Below are 16,711 nucleotides of genomic sequence, written 5' to 3'. Positions count from 1 at the left end.
CCGATATGGGAGAGAAGTGGACACCTGACGGTCGGCCACGGAGAATACCCGCCGTGAGAGTGAACAGAGCGTGACCGGTTCAGGGGGGCCAGGTCCAGAACAGCACAGCGCCACGCCGACGCGCCGAGTCGGTCCGTACGAGCAGAGCCTGCTCGACTCCCGGGACCGGATCGAGCAGGAGACACGCCAGCGCACGAGGCGGCGTCGTCGCAACCGCGCGATCGCGGCCGTCGCGGCCCTCGCGATCGTCGGTGGCGCGGCATACGGCACGTGGACCGTGCTCACCAAGCGCGAGATCGCCACCACCGTGCCCGAGTCCGCCGCCCGGCCCACGTCCTGCCCCGACCCGGCGACGGTGCGCGTCGCCGTCGCTCCGGTGATCGCTCCGGCGGTCGCCGCAGCGGCCCAGGCCCTGAGCACCCACTCCGACGGCCCATGTGCGGCATACTCCATCGAGCCTGCCGAGTCCTTCGCCGTCGCCGGCTCCCTCGTCTCCGGACGCCCGGACGCCTGGATCACCGACTCGACCTACTGGCTGGGACGCGCCGCCGCGGTGTCCGGCAGCACGGTCCAGACCGACCCGGCGTTCGCGTCCAGCCCCCTCGTCGTGGCGATGCCCACCGAGACGGCCGCTGCGCTCGGGGAGAAGCGCGGGTGGGCCGACCTGCTGACCGGCAGCACGCCGCTGCGGATCCCTGACCCCAACCGCTCGATCACCGGGCGGGTGGCGATCGGGGCCGCGGCCGCCACCATGGCGGAGCAGCAGCTTCGGACGGTCCTGGCCGCGGCCGCCCCGCGAAGCGCCACGACGATCACCTTGGACGGACTCGCCCAGAGCAAGCCGGCGACCGGAGCCGTGGTCGCCGAGGCCCAGCTCATCGCCTTCAATGCCGCCCACCCCGAGGAGCAGCTCGCCGCCGTGGCCCCCTCCGAGGGGTCCGCCGCCCTCGAGTACTCCCTGGCCACCTTGAGCAAGGACAACGCCGTTGTTCCGCTCGTCACGGCCCTCAGCGACTTCCTCAGGTCCGATGAGGCTCGAAAGGTGCTGCAGGACAACGGATTCCGCACGCCAGGTGGCGCTGACCCGAAGCCACCGTCGCCGATGTACGGCGAGGTCAAGGTGACCGACCGGCCCAAGGACGACGTGGTCAACCATGCGGCCGGGCTGTGGAACGCCGCCGCACCCAAGGTGCAGGCGCTGCTTGCGGTCGACGTATCGGGCTCGATGCTCGAGCGCGGCGAGAACGGCACCCGCCTGTCGATCGTCCAGCGCTCGACGGTCCGGGCGACCGCCGCCGTCTCGCCCACGACCATCGCCGCGATGTGGATCTACTCGCTGCACGTGGGCGACAAGGCCGACGACTACAAGCAGCTGGTCGACTACGGCGGGCTCGGCACGAGCAAGCATCTCGGCGACCTCGACCGGGCCGTCTCCGGCCTCGACAAGGCGGTCGGCGGCGGCAGCGGGCTCTACGACACGATCGCGGCGGCCTACAGCCGCGCGACCTCCGCCTGGAAGCCCGGCTACACCAACACCGTCATCGTGGTCGCGGACGGTCCCAACGAGGACGACTACGGCCTGTCGCTCGACCTGCTCAAGAAGCAGCTGGCACGGGCGAAGAGCTCCGCGAAGCCCGTCCGGCTCGTCGTCCTCGGCATCGGCGACCGGGCCGACGCCGCCGCAATGGGGCAGATCGTCGCCATCACCGGTGGCGAGTACGTCCCGACCAAGAGCGTCGACGACCTCGGTCCAGCGCTCATCAAGGCACTGGGCGGCTGACCGCCCCCACCTCGTGGCAGCGTCGCAGCTCGGCCGCTCACTCGACCAGAAGATCGGGAGGGTGGCGGGGGGCGGCTCAGTGCAGCGAGCCAGACTCCTCGAATGCGGCATCGTGGCGCACCGTGCCGACCTCGGTCCCCGAGAGCCTCTTGATGTCGCGCCGCAGCTCGTTGGGCAGGGCGAACAACAGCGACTCCTCGGCTGCGATGACCGGCTCGACCGTGTCGTAGCCCCGATCTCCCAGCCAGGACAGCACGTCGCGCACCAGCACCTCCGGCACGCTCGCCCCCGACGTGACCCCGACTGTCGTCACACCGTCGAGCCACGACTCGTCGATCTCGTCGGCGTAGTCGACCAGATGCCCCGCGCCAGCGCCGTGCTCGAGTGCGACCTCGACGAGCCGGACCGAGTTCGACGAGTTGCGCGAGCCGACGACGATCATGAGGTCGGTGTCCTTGGCCATCTGCTTCACCGCGAGCTGGCGGTTCTGGGTCGCGTAGCAGATGTCGTCGGACGGAGGGCTCTGCAGGGCTGGGAACTTCTCCTTGAGCCGGGCCACCGTCTCCATCGTCTCGTCGACCGACAGGGTCGTCTGCGACAGCCACACGACCTTCTCGGGGTCGCGGACGGTGACGTTCTCGACATCGTCGGGGCCGTCGACGAGGGTGATGTGCTCCGGAGCCTCGCCCGAGGTGCCGACGACCTCCTCGTGGCCTTCGTGGCCGATGAGCAGGATGTCGAAGTCGTCGTTCGCGAACCGCACCGCCTCGCGGTGGACCTTGGTCACGAGCGGGCACGTCGCGTCGATGGTCTTGAGGCTGCGCGCCGCCGCCTCCTCGTGCACGACCGGCGCGACGCCGTGGGCCGAGAAGATGACCGTGGCGCCCTCCGGCACCTCGTCGGTCTCGTCGACGAAGATCGCGCCCCGCTTCTCGAGGGTCGTCACGACATGCTTGTTGTGCACGATCTGCTTGCGCACGTAGACGGGCGGGCCGTAGAGCTCGAGAGCCTTCTCGACCGTCACGACGGCGCGGTCGACGCCGGCGCAGTAGCCGCGCGGAGCAGCGAGCAGGACCCTCTTGGGCGTGGCGGACTCGGGCGTCTCGGTGCTGGCGCTCATGTGGCCATCGTACGTTCCTGATCGCCGCGACCCGCGCCGGGAAGGCCGCTCCCTCCGTCGAGCACTCGGGGCACCCGGCCGAACCACCGGTGAGCGGGCACTCGCTCGTGGACCCGGCCGGACGGCATACGCCTCGGCCGTGTGCCGCCTCGCGGAGCGATGACGGCCTATCGTTGCGCGCGTGAGCATGCCCAGCCCGCTGCCCGACAAGGCGGCCGACACGACGGCCGAGCGGCCGTGGCCGGTGCGCGTCCTCAGTCTCAAGATCAGCGACTACGTCGACCGGATGAGCCAGCTCTGGGTCGAGGGACAGGTCGTGCAGTTCACGCCGCGCGGCGGCACGGCGTTCCTCACGCTGCGCGACCCGGACGTCGACATGTCGCTGTCCGTCTCGGTGCCGATGAACGCGGTCAACGCGATGGCGGTCCCGCTGACGCAGGGCGCGCGGGTCGTGCTCCAGGCCAAGCCCACGTTCTGGACCAAGCGCGGCACGCTGCAGCTCGAGGCACGACAGATCCGGCCCGTCGGCATCGGCGACCTGCTCGCACGGATCGAGATCCTCAAGCGGACGCTCGCGTCGGAGGGTGTCTTCGATGCCGAACGAAAGCGGCGGATCCCGTTCCTGCCGAACCGCGTCGGCCTGATCACCGGACGTAGCTCCGCGGCGGAGAAGGACGTCGTCGAGAACGCCCGGCGTCGTTGGCCCGCAGTGCGTTTCGAGATCCGCGAGGTTGCGGTCCAAGGCGCCACCGCAGTGACGGAGGTCATCGAGGCGCTCCGTGAGCTCGATGCAGACTCAATGGTCGATGTCATCGTCATCGCGCGCGGAGGTGGCGCGCTCGAGGAGCTGCTCCCCTTCAGCAACGAGGCCATGATCCGCGCTGTGGCCGAAGCTCGCACCCCGGTGATCAGCGCGATCGGGCACGACGTCGACCAGCCGTTGCTCGACCTCGTCGCCGACTGGCGAGCCTCGACGCCCACGGACGCCGGCAAGAAGGTCGTGCCAGATGCCGAGCGCGAGCTGGGGCTCGTCGACGGTGGACGCGACCGGCTCCGGCGTGCCCTCGGGCGACGGCTCGTGGCGGAGCGGTCAGGTCTGCGGTCCCTCGTGACCCGGCCCGTCATGGCCGACCCGGTCTCGCTCGTGCGGGCGAGGCGCCAGGAGGTGTCGGCCTTGCGTTCGCGCGTGTCGTCGCGCATCGAGGCACGGCTGCACCGGGCCGCCGACGAGGCGGAGCACCTGCGCCGCCAGGTCGTGGCCCTGTCGCCGCAGTCGACCCTGGAACGCGGGTATGCCGTCGTCCAGCATCGCGACGGCCGCGTGGTCATGGACCGTGACGACGTCGGGGTCGGCGAGCTGCTGCGGGTCCGTGTGGCGCGGGGGGACTTCGGTGTGCGGCCGGTCAGCGACGGCGCGGCGGACCGGACCACTCCGAAGGCGAAGCGTCCGGCCAGTGGCGCTGGGGGCGCGGCCCGTCGCCCAGCGAGTCGCGCGAAGAAGAGCGACGGGGGCACCGCCTAGGGTGTTGGCCATGGCTGACCCGACGACGCCCGACAGCGCCTCCTTCCCGGACATCGCCGAGATGGGATACGAGGACGCCCGCGAGGAGCTCATCGCGATCGTCGCCAAGCTCGAGGCCGGTCAGGCGCCGCTCGAGGACTCGATGCGCCTGTGGAGGCGTGGCGAGGCTCTCGCGGCGCACTGCGCCCGGTGGCTCGACGGCGCGCAGGCCGAGATCGAGCGAGCCACCCAGCCACAGGCCGCTGCTCCCGTCGGACGCGGCGCTGCCGCCGCTGCCCCGCTGCACGCCGATGACGAGATCTTCGACGACGAGACCTGACCGCGCAGCAGGTCGCTGGCAGACGGTCTGCGGTCGGGGTCAGCGAGTCGGGCTGACGGGGCGGAGAGCGGCGACGAAGGCCTTGAGCTCGTCCTCGGGCGCGGTCGTGGTCGCCACGATGGTGAGGCCGTCGGCGCCAGCGCCACGCACGACGTAGCTGACCTGCCCGGCGCTGCCCGAGAGGTACCGCTCGAACGTCCGGCCGCCGACGTTCGCGCTGCCGCTCGGGACGCCGTCGTTGACCGAGCGCTTGAGCCATCCGTCGGTGACCTTGACGGCCTGCTTCAGGGCGATGTCGCCGCCGCCCGGGGTCGTCCAGACGGTGGTGAACGTGGGCACCTTCTCGGTGCCGGCGGCATACGTGGCGACGGTGGGGACCCAGCCGTCGCCGAGGCCCTGGGGCAGCTCGACGGGCCATGACGTCTGCGCAGCGACCTGGCCCGCCTTGGCGGAGGCGTCGACGGCCGTGCGCTGGACCGAGCTGATCCGCGGGACGATGGCCACGAGAGCGAGGACGAGCGCCCCGATCACCAGCAGCGACCGCAGCATGTTGGGCAGCGTGCCCATCGAGTAGCGGCTGCGCGGCGGCGCCTGCTCGCCCGAGCCGTCCGCGGCGGGTACGCCCGAGCCGGACGTCGGGGACACCAGCGAGCGGGCCTCCGGGAGATCCGCGGGGCCGGGGTGGGCTGGCGATGTCGACGGCGTCGACGGGGTGGTCATAGCCCCATCGTCCCCGACTCCCGGACACGCTCCAAACCGGGGGCCGGGCCACCGCTAGGCTGGCGCCGACTCGTTCAGCGCCGACGGAGGACCGCCCATGAAGCACAGCACGCCGGACCGCAACCTCGCACTCGAGCTGGTGCGGGTCACGGAGGCGGCCGCGATGGCCGGTGGCCGCTGGGTGGGCCGCGGCGACAAGAACCGCGCCGACGGTGCCGCCGTCGAGGCGATGCGCGCGATGATCTCGACGGTCAGCATGCGCGGGGTGGTCGTCATCGGCGAGGGCGAGAAGGACAACGCCCCGATGCTCTTCAACGGCGAGCTCGTCGGAGACGGCACCGGCCCGGAGGTCGACGTCGCCGTCGACCCGATCGACGGCACGACCCTCACCGCGAAGGGCATGCCGAACGCCGTGTCCGTCATGGCCGTGGCCAACCGGGGCGCCATGTACGACCCGTCCGCCGTCTTCTACATGGACAAGCTCGCGACCGGCCCGGACGCCGCCGACGTCGTCGACATCCGCCTGCCCGTTGCCGAGAACATCCGCCGGATCGCCCGGGCCAAGGGCGAGACGCCTGCCGACGTCACGGTGGTCATGCTCGACCGTCCGCGCCACAGCGACCTGGCCGACGAAGTGCGTCGCACCGGCGCCCGCATCCGCTACATCGTCGACGGCGACGTCGCCGGCGCCGTCATGGCGGCACGGCCCGACACCGGTGTCGACCTGCTCCTCGGCGTCGGCGGGACGCCCGAGGGGATCATCGCCGCCTGCGCGATCAAGTGCATCGGCGGCGTCATCCAGGGCAAGCTGTGGCCCAAGGACGACGACGAGCGGCAGAAGGCGCTCGACGCGGGGCACAACCTCGACCGGGTCCTGTCGACGGACGACCTCGTCGTGGGCGAGTGCTTCTTCGTGGCCACCGGGATCACCGACGGCGAGCTGCTCCGGGGTGTGCGCTACGGCGCCCGATCGGCTCGCACCAACTCCCTCGTCATGCGCTCGCGCAGCGGCACCATTCGGACCATCGAGAGCCAGCACCGGTTCGACCGCCCCGGCTGGTTCGGCAGCGTCGACATGATCGACGAGTGAGCGGACGATGACGAGCACTCCCTCGGCTGCTCCCCCGGCTCGCACGCTGGTCGTGGGCGAGGCCCTCATCGACGCTGTCACCACGCCGGACGGCGCCACCGACGAGCACGTCGGCGGGAGCCCCGCCAACGTCGCCTTCGGCCTCGCCGCGCTCGACCACCCCGTCGACCTCGCGACGTGGATCGCCACCGACGCCCGCGGCGCCCGCATCGAGCAGGTATGCCGTGAGCACGGGGTCGCGCTGACCGCCGGCTCGCTGGGGGCCCCTTTCACGTCGGTCGCCCACGCGACGATCGACGCCGCCGGGGCGGCGACCTACGTGTTCGACCTCGAGTGGCAGGTGGCCGCGGTTCCCGGCCTCACGGCATACGACCACGTCCACACGGGCAGCATCGCTGCGGTGCTGGAGCCGGGCGGCGGCCAGGTGCGCGAGACGCTCGTGCAGGCGCGCAGCCTCGGGGCGACGGTGTCCTACGACCCGAACGCCCGCCCGTCGCTCATGGGCCTGGCCGATGAGGCGCGGCGCGTCATCGAGAGCTCGATCGCGCTGTCGGACGTCGTCAAGGTCAGTGACGAGGACATCGCGTGGCTGTGCCCGGGCGAGCTCGTCGACGACGTCCTCGCGGCATGGGGACGGCTCGGCCCGGCGCTCGTGGTCATGACCCGGGGCGGCGCCGGCGCGGTGGTGCGGCTCAGCCGGACGGGCGAGCAGCTCACCCTCCCGGCACCCGCCGTCATCGTCGTCGACACTGTGGGGGCGGGCGACTCCTTCATGGCCGGACTCGTGTCCGGCCTGCTCGACGCGGGCCTGCTCGGCGGCCCGGAGGCACGGCAGGCGCTGCACTCCGCGTCGCTCCAGGACGTGCTCCCGGCCGTCGAACGGGCCTTGTGCACAGCGGCGCTCACGGTCGGGCGCGCGGGTGCGCACGCCCCCGTGCGCGCCGATCTGGGCTGAGCGCAAATCGGACATTCGACAAAGAACCGAGGGGTCGGGCACCATTCTGCGCGGATCGCCGGGTAGTTTTGGCCGGTGGTTCACCCTGACGCCCCGGTACCGGGGCGTCCTCATGTGAGGAAACCCCGTGTCCAACCCCTCCCCTCCACAACGCCCTCCAGGCCCGTATGAGCAGAGCCTGATCGAGAGCCGGGCCTCGCGCAAGGCTCTCGAAGCCAAGATCGCCCGAGCACGACGCAACCGGATCCTTGCGGCCGTGCTCGGTGTCGTGCTGCTCGTCGGCGCCGGCGTCGGCGGGTTCAAGTGGTGGCAGGGACGCGGCGAGACGCCGGTGGCGGCCGCAGCCATCCCGACCGGCAAGTCGTGTCCCGAGCGCACACCGGTCTCGGTGTGGGCCTCCGAGGCCGCCCAGCCCGCGGTTCTCGCCCTCGCCAAGGAGTACCAGGCGGACCCGGAGTCACCGTGCGTCGACTACGTCGTCAAGGGCAAGTCGCCGATCGAGGCCATGATCGGCCTCGGCCAGGGCCAGCCCGACCGGCCCGACGCGTGGATCCCCGACTCCCCGCGATGGGTGGAGCGAGTCAACGAGACCGCACACCTCAACGCGAAGCCGGCCAAGGCCTTCGCCAAGAGCCCCCTCGTCATCGCGATGGACCCGACCCAGGCCAGCAAGCTCGAGGGCCAGCCCAAGTGGCTCGAGCTCGTCGCGTCCGACAACCCGATCCGGATGAGCGACCCCCGGTCGACGACGGCCGGCATGCTGACGCTCGCGTCCGCGCTGCCGCAGCTGAGCGGCGAGCAGGGCCGCGTCATCATCCCGAAGCTCGCCAAGGGCGCCGCGGCGTCTATCGACGACCTCTTCGCGACGTACAACGAGACCCCCCAGGATGCCGCGGCCTTCCCGGTCTCCGAGGCCGACCTCATCGACCACAACCGGCTCTACCCCGAGCACAAGATGGTCTCCGTGACGCCGACCGAGGGCACACCGGCCTTCGAGTTCTCCCTCATCAACGTGGCCACCGACCCGGTCCGCGACCAGGCCGTCGAGCTGCTGCGCGCCTACCTCATGACACCGGCGGCCGCAAAGCTCTTCGCGCAGTACGGAATGCGCTCCACCGCCGTGCCGGTGACGATGCCGACCCCAGCAGGCAGCGTGGGCGCGGTCGACATCGGCCCGACGCCCGACGCCGAGGCCGTGGCCGCCGCCACCGACGTGTGGCAGACCGCGACGACCGACTTCTCGATCCTGGCGGTCTTCGACGTGTCCGGGTCGATGAACGACAAGGTCGGCAACACCACCCGGGTCGCGATCACCCAGGAGGCCGCCGGCATCGCGCTGGCCGCTCTGCCGAAGACCACCAAGCTCGGCCTGTGGGTCTTCTCGATCGGGATCGGCGCAGGTGGCGCGGACTACAAGCCGATGGTGCCCATCGGCCGGCTCGACGACGACACGCACCGGGCGCAGGTCGCCACCGCGGCGGCCAACCTGGCCAAGAACGTCGGCGGGGGCACCGGCCTCTACGACACGATGTGGGCGGCATACCAGCAGGCCCAGCGCAACTACGACCCGGAGCGCGTCAACGCGGTGGTCATCCTCACCGACGGCCGCAACGACGACCCCAACGGCATCACGCTCGAGCAGCTCAAGGCCAACCTGCGCGCCGCCAGCGACCCGAAGAAGCCGATCGCGATCACGACCATCGGCATCGGGCCCGACGTGGACTCGAAGTCGATGAGCGAGATCTCGAAGATGACGTACTCCGACTTCTACTCGGCGCCGTCTCCGGCCGACATGACGACCGTGCTCGCCCGGGCCCTGTTCGACCACGAGTGCAAGGACGGCCGCTGCGTCTAGCCCGTAGGCCGCCGAGGCCGCCGTGGTAGGCCGCTTCGCAGCCGCTCGACACGGCACACCAAGCACACCAGACACACACGTCACACGAGGAGACCCCCGGTCCGACCCGGGGGTCTCCTCGTGTTTCCAGCGTTCTCTAGGGCATTCGCGGCTCCAGAGCCCAAAGGTCACGTGCAGGTCAAGTGACTAGACCGGTCCCACTACACGCGGTAGGAATGGACTACCTCACGTGACGCGCGTCACGTTGATCGGTGGGGATCAACGCACAACTCAACGACGAGGAGCGACGATGACCGGAATCCCGAAACGGGCACTCATGGCGGCAGGAGCGGCCGCGGCAGCCGCAGCCATGCTGTCCGGGTGCCTACAGAACCCCAATGCCGCAGGTGGCGGGGGCAGTGCGGGACTGAGTGGATACGTCGACGGGGGGACGCCGGACAACGACAAGGTGGTCACCATCCTTGGCGCGTTCGGTGGAGACGAGGAGAAGAACTTCAACGCATCGCTGGCAGCCTTCGAGAAGGCCAGCGGCATCGACATCCAGTACACGTCCGACCAGGACTTCACGACGACCGTCAAGCAGAAGGTCAACTCGGGCGACTCGCCCGACATCGCGCTGTTCCCGCAGCCCGGCGGGCTCATCGAGTTCGCCAAGCAGGGCAAGGTCCAGCCGATCGACACGTACCTCGACTACGACAAGCTCCAGCAGACCCTGCTGCCCGGCTTCCTCGACGTCGCCCGGTACAAGGGCCGCGTCTACGGCGCTCCGATGCGCAACGCGGTCAAGAGCATCGTGTGGTACCCGAAGAAGGCTTACGAGTCGGCCGGGTACGACACGCACCCCGCGACGGTCCAGGACCTCCAGACCAACGTCGCGGACAAGATCAAGGCAGCCGGCATCGCCCCGTGGTGCATGGGATGGGGCTCCGACCAGGCGACCGGCTGGGTCGGCACGGACTGGATCGAGGAGCTCATGCTCCGCATGTGGGGCCCGGACGTCTACGACGACTGGGTCGCGCACCGCATCCCGTTCAACGACCCGCGCGTCATCAAGGCGTTCGACTACTTCGCGACGATCGCCAAGGACCCGACCCAGGTGCTCGGCGGCTCCAAGGGCGTGCTCAACACCGCCTTCGGTGACGCGATGACCCCGGCGTTCTCCAACCCGCCGAAGTGCATGCTGCACCGCCAGGGCAACTTCGCGACCACGTTCTACCCCAAGAACGTCCAGGCGGACCTCGACAACCAGGTCGGCATCTTCGTCTACCCGCCGTTCGCGGGTGGCTACCAGGGCGTCGGCATCCTCGGTGGCGGTGACCTCGCGGCGCTCTTCAACGGCAACGACCCCGACGCCCAGAAGGTCATGCAGTTCCTCACCTCCGACAAGTTCGGCGACAAGTGGGCGCAGGCCGGTGGCTGGCTCTCACCGCACAAGACGTTCGACCTGTCGAACTACCCGAACGAGACGACCAAGAAGATCGCAGAGATCGCCAACAAGGCCAGCGTGGTGCGCTTCGACGGCTCTGACGCGATGCCGAAGGAGGTCGGCTCGGGCACCTTCTGGACCGAGATGGTCAAGTGGGAGAACGGGCAGGACACGAAGACCACGGTCGACAACATCGAGAATTCGTGGCCCAAGTGATGACTACCGACACCACCACGGCGGGCTCCGCGCCACGGACCCGCGCCCGGTCTCCCGAGGGCAACGTCGGCCTCCAGCCGATGAAGCTCATCATCGGGATCATCGGGTTGGTCGTCAGCGTCTGGCTGATGATCAACCTCCTGCTCGCCCTCGGGTACTACCCGCAGTGGTTCGCCAACAACAAGGCGCTGATCGGCCTCATCGCGATGGTCGTCGGGGTCGGCGGGGCGATGCTGATCTTCTACTTCCTCAACATGTTCGTCGAGGCGCTGCCGCAGCGGCTGTCCGAGGGCTTCATCCCGTACGCCTTCCTGCTGCCGGGCCTGGCACTCGTCGGCCTGATGCTGATCTACCCGACGTTCCAGACGATCAACTACTCGTTCGCGAACGCCGACAGCACGGCCTACGTCGGGCTGCAGAACTACAAGACGATCTTCAGCGACCCGGAGTTCTGGCAGTCGATCCTCAACAACATCCTGTGGTTGATCATCGTCCCTGCCGTCGTCGTCGCGCTCGGCGTCGCCGTCGCGGTCCTCTCCGACAAGCTCTCGGGCACCGGTGAGAAGGTCGCCAAGAGCATGGTGTTCCTGCCGATGGCGATCTCGTTCGTCGGCGCGACCGCCATCTGGGGTCTCATCTACGCCTACAACAACCCCGGCCAGGCGCAGACCGGCTTGCTCAACGCGATCTGGGTCGGGCTCGGCGGCCAGCCGCAGACGTGGCTGTCCATCGAGACCGCCAAGCTCAACTCGATCCTGCTCATGGTGATCCTCATCTGGCTGCAGGTCGGGTTCGCGATGGTGCTGCTCAGCTCGGCCATCAAGGGTGTCCCTGAGGACACCATCGAGGCCGCGCGCATCGACGGCGCCAGCGAGCTGCAGATCTTCTTCCGCGTGATCATCCCGCAGGTCAAGGGCACGATCATCACCGTCTTCGTGACGGTCTTCATCCTCGTGCTCAAGGTGTTCGACATCGTCTACGTCTCGACCAACGGTGCCTACAACACCAACGTCATCGCGAACCTCTTCTTCAACAAGCTGTTCGCGGCCAGCCAGGCGGGCCAGGCGACGGCGATCGTCGTCGTGCTGCTCGTCGCGGTGATCCCGCTGATCTGGTACCAGATCCGCCACTTCAAGAACGAGGAGGCCAACCGATGAGCCGAAAGCTCATGAAGGACGGGCGGCCTCGCAGCCCGTTCTCGATGGTCACGATGACGATCTTCGTGCTCCTGTGGACCATCCCGACGATCGGCCTGCTCGTCACGTCGTTCCGCACGCGTGACGCCGCGGCCACCTCGGGTTGGTGGACGGCGCTGTTCAACCCGGGCAGCTCCGAGTGGACGACGAGCAACTACAGCGGGGCCTGGACGGGCGCCGACCTCGGCACGGGGTTCATCAACAGCATCGTCGTGGCCATCCCGGCGACGCTGATCCCGATCATGTTCGCGGCGTTCGCGGCATACGCCTTCACGTTCATGAACTTCCCGCTGAAGGAGTTCTTCTTCCTGCTCATCATCGCCGTGCTCGTCGTGCCGATCCAGGTCGCCTTCCAGCCGATGCTCAACATCTTCGGCCCGCGTGGCCTGGGCATCTCCGGCCAGTACATCGCGGTGTGGATCCTGCATACGGGCTTCGGTATGCCGTTGTGCATCTATACCCTGCGCAACTACATGAGCACGCTGCCGCGCAGCGTGGTCGAGTCGGCGAAGATCGACGGGTGCTCGCACTTCCAGACCTTCTGGAGGCTCGTGTTCCCGATGTCGATCCCGGCCATCGCGGCCTTCGCGACGCTGCAGTTCCTCTGGGTGTGGAACGACCTGCTCATCGCCAAGCTGTTCCTCAACAGCGGCAACACGACGGTCATCGTCAAGCTGCAGCAGCTGCTCGGAACCCAAGGCCAAGGGGCTGAGCTCCTGACAGCGGGAGCGTTCATCACCATGGTGGTGCCCCTGATCGTGTTCTTCGCGCTCCAGCGGTTCATGGTGCGCGGCCTCACGTCGGGCGCCGTCAAGGGCTGATCCCCGGTCGGCCCGGCCGGCCGCAGACAAGCCAGGTCGACCTCCTCGTCAGTCCCCTCCCAGCCGTCACTAGGCTGGGAGGGGACTTTCGTATGCCGCCGCGTGGGCCAGGGTGCCCGGGTAGGCCCCTACGGGCCGAGGCGGCATACGCCGGTCCGCGACCGCCTCACCCCACATGCAAGGAGACCTCCGTGGCCGAGTTCGCCTACGAGGACCTGCTGCCGGTCGGCAGCGACGAGACGCCGTACCGGCTGCTGACGACCGAGGGGGTGCGCACCGTCGAGGGCCCGGGGGGCCGCACCTTCCTCGAGGTCGAGCCGGAGGCGCTGCGGCTGCTCACGGAGACGGCGATGCACGACATCGCGCACTACCTGCGGCCGGCGCACCTGCAGCAGCTGCGCAACATCCTCGACGACCCGGAGGCGAGCAACAACGACAAGTTCGTCGCGCTCGACCTGCTCAAGAACGCCAACATCGCCGCCGGCGGGGTGCTGCCGATGTGCCAGGACACCGGCACGGCGATCGTCATGGGCAAGCGTGGCCAGCAGGTGCTCACGCCGGGCACCGACGAGCGCGCCATCAGCGAGGGCGTCTTCGACGCCTACACCAGGCTCAACCTGCGCTACTCGCAGATGGCACCGCTGACGATGTGGGAGGAGCGCAACACCGGCTCCAACCTGCCCGCGCAGGTCGAGCTGTACGCCGACACGACGCCGGGCCACGAGACGGCATACAAGTTCCTCTTCATGGCCAAGGGTGGTGGCTCGGCGAACAAGAGCTACCTCTACCAGGAGACGAAGGCGATCCTCAACGAGGACGCGATGATGCGCTTCCTCGACGAGAAGCTGCGCTCCCTCGGCACGGCCGCCTGCCCGCCCTACCACCTCGCCATCGTGATCGGCGGCACGAGCGCCGAGTTCGCTTTGAAGACAGCCAAGTACGCGTCGGCGAAGTACTTGGACACACTGCCGAAGACCGGCTCGATGACGGCGCACGCGTTCCGGGACACCGAGCTCGAGGAGAAGGTTCTGGAGCTGACCCGCCAGTTCGGCATCGGCGCGCAGTTCGGCGGGAAGTACTTCTGCCACGACGTGCGCGTCGTCCGGCTTCCCCGCCACGGCGCGTCGCTGCCGGTGGCCATCGCCGTCTCGTGCTCGGCCGATCGGCAGGCGCTGGGGAAGATCACGCCGGAGGGCGTCTTCATCGAGCAGCTCGAGACCGACCCGGCGCGCTTCCTGCCTGACGCCGGTGCCGTCGACCTGGGGGATCACGAGGACGACGCGGTCGGTGTCTCCTCGATCAGCCGGAACGTCGTCGTCAAGGTCGACCTGACCCAGCCGATGGACGACATCATCGCGGAGCTCTCGAAGCACCCCGTCAAGACGCGCCTGTCCCTGACCGGTCCGCTCGTCGTCGCCCGCGACATCGCGCACGCCAAGATCAAGGAGCGGCTCGACGCCGGCGAGGAGATGCCGCAGTACCTCAAGGACCACCCGGTCTACTACGCCGGCCCCGCGAAGACGCCGGAGGGTATGCCGTCCGGTTCCTTCGGGCCGACGACCGCGGGCCGCATGGACTCCTACGTCGACCAGTTCCAGGCTGCGGGCGGCTCCAAGGTCATGCTCGCCAAGGGCAACCGGAGCAAGCAGGTGACCGAGGCCTGCGCCTCGCACGGCGGCTTCTACCTCGGTTCGATCGGCGGCCCGGCGGCCCGGCTCGCCCAGGACTGCATCAGGCACGTCGAGGTGCTCGAGTACGAAGAGCTCGGCATGGAGGCGGTCTGGAAGATCGACGTCGAGGACTTCCCCGCCTTCATCGTCGTCGACGACAAGGGAAACGACTTTTTCGCGGAGGTGAGCAAGCCGATGGCGTTCACGATCACCAAGCGGCCGGGGCTCCAGTGAGCGCCGGCCAGCCCGACCAGCCCGGCCAGCCCGATCAGCCGGGACTCGGGCGCCCTTCTGGCCCAGCGGGATTCGACGACCTCATCGCAGCAAACCGTGCGTATGCCGGTGCCTTCGACCTGTCCGGGTTCGACGGCATCGCGCAGGCGGGCGTCGCGATCGTCACGTGCATGGACTCGCGGATCGACCCGCTCAACCTCGTCGGCCTCAAGCCCGGAGACGCCAAGATCTTCCGCAACCCCGGCGCCCGCGTCGACAGCAACGCCCTCGAGGCGCTCGTGCTGGCGACGCACCTGCTCAACGTCGGTCGCATCCTCATCGTGCCTCATACGCGCTGCGCCATGGCCTCGAACACCGAGGCCGAGCTGCAGTCCCGGGTCGGTGAGAGCGCCGGTCAGGACGCCACGTGGATGGCCTTCCACGCCATCACGAACCAGGTGCAGGCCCTGCGCGAGGACTGCGCGAAAGTGCGGTCGCACCCCCTCATCGCCGACGGCACGCTGGTCGGGGGGTTCCTGTACGACGTCGACACCGGCCTGCTCGAGCCGATCGAGTAGCGCTCAGCCTGCGCGGTCCTGTGGTGCGGCGATGGCGCGGACCGAGCGCGCGCCGAACCACACGTGCTCGGCCACCGCGAGCGCGAGGACGACACCCATGAGCAGCACGCTCGCGCCCATCGACGGTGCCCACAGGCCGACGACGAGCAGCACGACGGCCACCACGACGCCCGGCCGCGCCACTACCGCGCGGCGCTCGCCCAGCGCGTGCATACCGGCCAGCGCCACGACGTAGATCGCGAGCGGCACCGCCAGCGCGAGCGCGACGAACCGGACGCTCGCGTGGGCGTGGTGCTGCACCACGTCGACGCCCGCCGCGAGGGCTGCCCCGCTGGCGGCGACCGAGGCGAAGATGAACAGGTGCCCGTAGGAGCACGTGAAGACGGTCCAGAACTCCCCCGCGAAGAGCTCCACCTGGTCGCGCTTGAAGTAGAGCCACCACATCGAGAAGACGATGAGCAGGCCGCCGGCGATGAGCTCGACCAGCTCGAAGGTCGTGTGGTTCAGGGCGCCCTGGACCGCCTGCATGGTCGAGAGGATCACCTCGCCGAGCACGATGATCGTGAACAGGCTGTAGCGCTCGGCGATGTGGTGCGGGTGGAACGGCGTGACACCCCGCCGCTCCGCGATGATCGGCACGGACATCTCCAGGGCCATCCCGACGAACCACGTCACGACGAGCGAGGTGTCGCCCGACGTGAACAGCCGGAGCACCCAGTACACCTGCACGATCGCGATACCCACGGCATACGTCAGGGCGGTGCGGCGTCCCTCCGGATGGCTGGCGGCGGCGCGCAGCCACAGGACGACCATCGCCAGGCGCATGACGACGTAGCCCGCCACGAGCAGCTTCGAGTTTCGGGCGCCGAACATCTCGGGCACACCGGCGGCGAGCATGAGGCTGCCCACCATGATGACGAACGTCATCAAGCGGAAGACGACGTCGTCGGTGGCGTAGGCGGACGCGAACCAGGTGTAGTTCATCCACGCCCACCAGATGGCGACGAAGACGATGACGAAGCTGAGCAGCTTGCTGAGGTCGCCGTCGCTGATGCCGTGGTGCCACTGCGCCGCGGCGCTCGACACCGCGACCACGAAGACGAGGTCGAAGAACAGCTCGAGCGGCGTCGCGACACGATGCGGCTCGTGCGGGTCCCTCGGCGTCATCCGGACATGCAGCGGGACGATGTTGACCGGGCTCACAGGGCGAGTCTGCCAGCGGGTATGCCG

The 16,711-nt window shown here is 69.3% G+C and carries 14 protein-coding genes; 11 read left to right on the top strand and 3 right to left on the bottom strand.

Annotated elements, in window-relative coordinates:
* The first annotated feature begins 70 nt into the window (after positions 1 to 70).
* Entirely contained in the window at positions 71 to 1,780 is a 1,710-nt protein-coding gene (locus tag ACWEOW_RS11125) for a substrate-binding and VWA domain-containing protein (protein WP_452269250.1), read from the top strand.
* A gap of 76 nt (positions 1,781 to 1,856) precedes the next feature.
* Here ACWEOW_RS11125 and ACWEOW_RS11120 read toward each other — a convergent pair whose 3' ends face one another.
* The gene (locus ACWEOW_RS11120; protein ID WP_452269249.1) at positions 1,857 to 2,900 is read right to left on the bottom strand and encodes a 4-hydroxy-3-methylbut-2-enyl diphosphate reductase; all 1,044 of its coding nucleotides are present in this window, start codon (positions 2,898 to 2,900) and stop codon (positions 1,857 to 1,859) included.
* Between the two features lie 187 nt (positions 2,901 to 3,087).
* Between ACWEOW_RS11120 and xseA the strand changes: the two genes are divergently transcribed.
* Together xseA and ACWEOW_RS11110 are read left to right on the top strand one after the other, a co-directional pair.
* Positions 3,088 to 4,422, top strand: a complete 1,335-nt coding sequence (xseA, locus tag ACWEOW_RS11115) for an exodeoxyribonuclease VII large subunit (RefSeq protein WP_452269396.1) — start codon at positions 3,088 to 3,090, stop codon at positions 4,420 to 4,422.
* A gap of 10 nt (positions 4,423 to 4,432) precedes the next feature.
* Complete coding sequence (locus ACWEOW_RS11110) at positions 4,433 to 4,741, top strand: exodeoxyribonuclease VII small subunit (RefSeq protein ID WP_452269248.1); 309 nt, start codon at positions 4,433 to 4,435, stop codon at positions 4,739 to 4,741.
* A gap of 39 nt (positions 4,742 to 4,780) precedes the next feature.
* Here the strand turns inward: ACWEOW_RS11110 and ACWEOW_RS11105 are convergent, their stop codons facing one another.
* The gene (locus tag ACWEOW_RS11105) at positions 4,781 to 5,461 is read right to left on the bottom strand and encodes a DUF4245 domain-containing protein (RefSeq protein WP_452269247.1); all 681 of its coding nucleotides are present in this window, start codon (positions 5,459 to 5,461) and stop codon (positions 4,781 to 4,783) included.
* A 97-nt stretch (positions 5,462 to 5,558) separates the two neighbouring features.
* Here ACWEOW_RS11105 and glpX point away from each other — a divergent pair, with 97 nt between their 5' ends.
* From glpX to ACWEOW_RS11065, 8 genes are all read left to right on the top strand, one after another.
* Entirely contained in the window at positions 5,559 to 6,551 is a 993-nt protein-coding gene (glpX, locus tag ACWEOW_RS11100; RefSeq protein ID WP_452269246.1) for a class II fructose-bisphosphatase, read from the top strand.
* Positions 6,552 to 6,558: 7 nt separating this feature from the next.
* On the top strand, positions 6,559 to 7,506 hold the full coding sequence (locus ACWEOW_RS11095) for a PfkB family carbohydrate kinase (RefSeq protein ID WP_452269245.1): 948 nt from the start codon (positions 6,559 to 6,561) through the stop codon (positions 7,504 to 7,506).
* 127 nt (positions 7,507 to 7,633) lie between these two features.
* Positions 7,634 to 9,361, top strand: a complete 1,728-nt coding sequence (locus ACWEOW_RS11090) for a substrate-binding domain-containing protein (RefSeq protein ID WP_452269244.1) — start codon at positions 7,634 to 7,636, stop codon at positions 9,359 to 9,361.
* A gap of 289 nt (positions 9,362 to 9,650) precedes the next feature.
* The gene (locus ACWEOW_RS11085) at positions 9,651 to 11,003 is read left to right on the top strand and encodes an ABC transporter substrate-binding protein (RefSeq protein WP_452269243.1); all 1,353 of its coding nucleotides are present in this window, start codon (positions 9,651 to 9,653) and stop codon (positions 11,001 to 11,003) included.
* Positions 11,003 to 12,160, top strand: coding sequence for a carbohydrate ABC transporter permease (locus tag ACWEOW_RS11080; protein WP_452269242.1), 1,158 nt, complete (start codon positions 11,003 to 11,005; stop codon positions 12,158 to 12,160). Before ACWEOW_RS11085 ends, ACWEOW_RS11080 begins: the two co-directional genes overlap by 1 nt.
* On the top strand, positions 12,157 to 13,020 hold the full coding sequence (locus ACWEOW_RS11075) for a carbohydrate ABC transporter permease (protein WP_452269241.1): 864 nt from the start codon (positions 12,157 to 12,159) through the stop codon (positions 13,018 to 13,020). The genes ACWEOW_RS11080 and ACWEOW_RS11075 overlap by 4 nt, the downstream gene beginning before the upstream one ends.
* A gap of 191 nt (positions 13,021 to 13,211) precedes the next feature.
* Complete coding sequence (locus ACWEOW_RS11070; protein WP_452269240.1) at positions 13,212 to 14,924, top strand: fumarate hydratase; 1,713 nt, start codon at positions 13,212 to 13,214, stop codon at positions 14,922 to 14,924.
* Positions 14,925 to 15,007: 83 nt separating this feature from the next.
* Entirely contained in the window at positions 15,008 to 15,481 is a 474-nt protein-coding gene (locus tag ACWEOW_RS11065; protein WP_452269395.1) for a beta-class carbonic anhydrase, read from the top strand.
* 3 nt (positions 15,482 to 15,484) lie between these two features.
* Here ACWEOW_RS11065 and ACWEOW_RS11060 read toward each other — a convergent pair whose 3' ends face one another.
* Positions 15,485 to 16,684, bottom strand: coding sequence for a low temperature requirement protein A (locus ACWEOW_RS11060; protein ID WP_452269239.1), 1,200 nt, complete (start codon positions 16,682 to 16,684; stop codon positions 15,485 to 15,487).
* Positions 16,685 to 16,711 lie beyond the last annotated feature (27 nt).

It is taken from the genome of Monashia sp. NPDC004114 (assembly GCF_053603855.1).
Note: the sequence above shows the minus strand (reverse complement) of the source record. Positions and strands in the feature narration are given on the sequence as shown.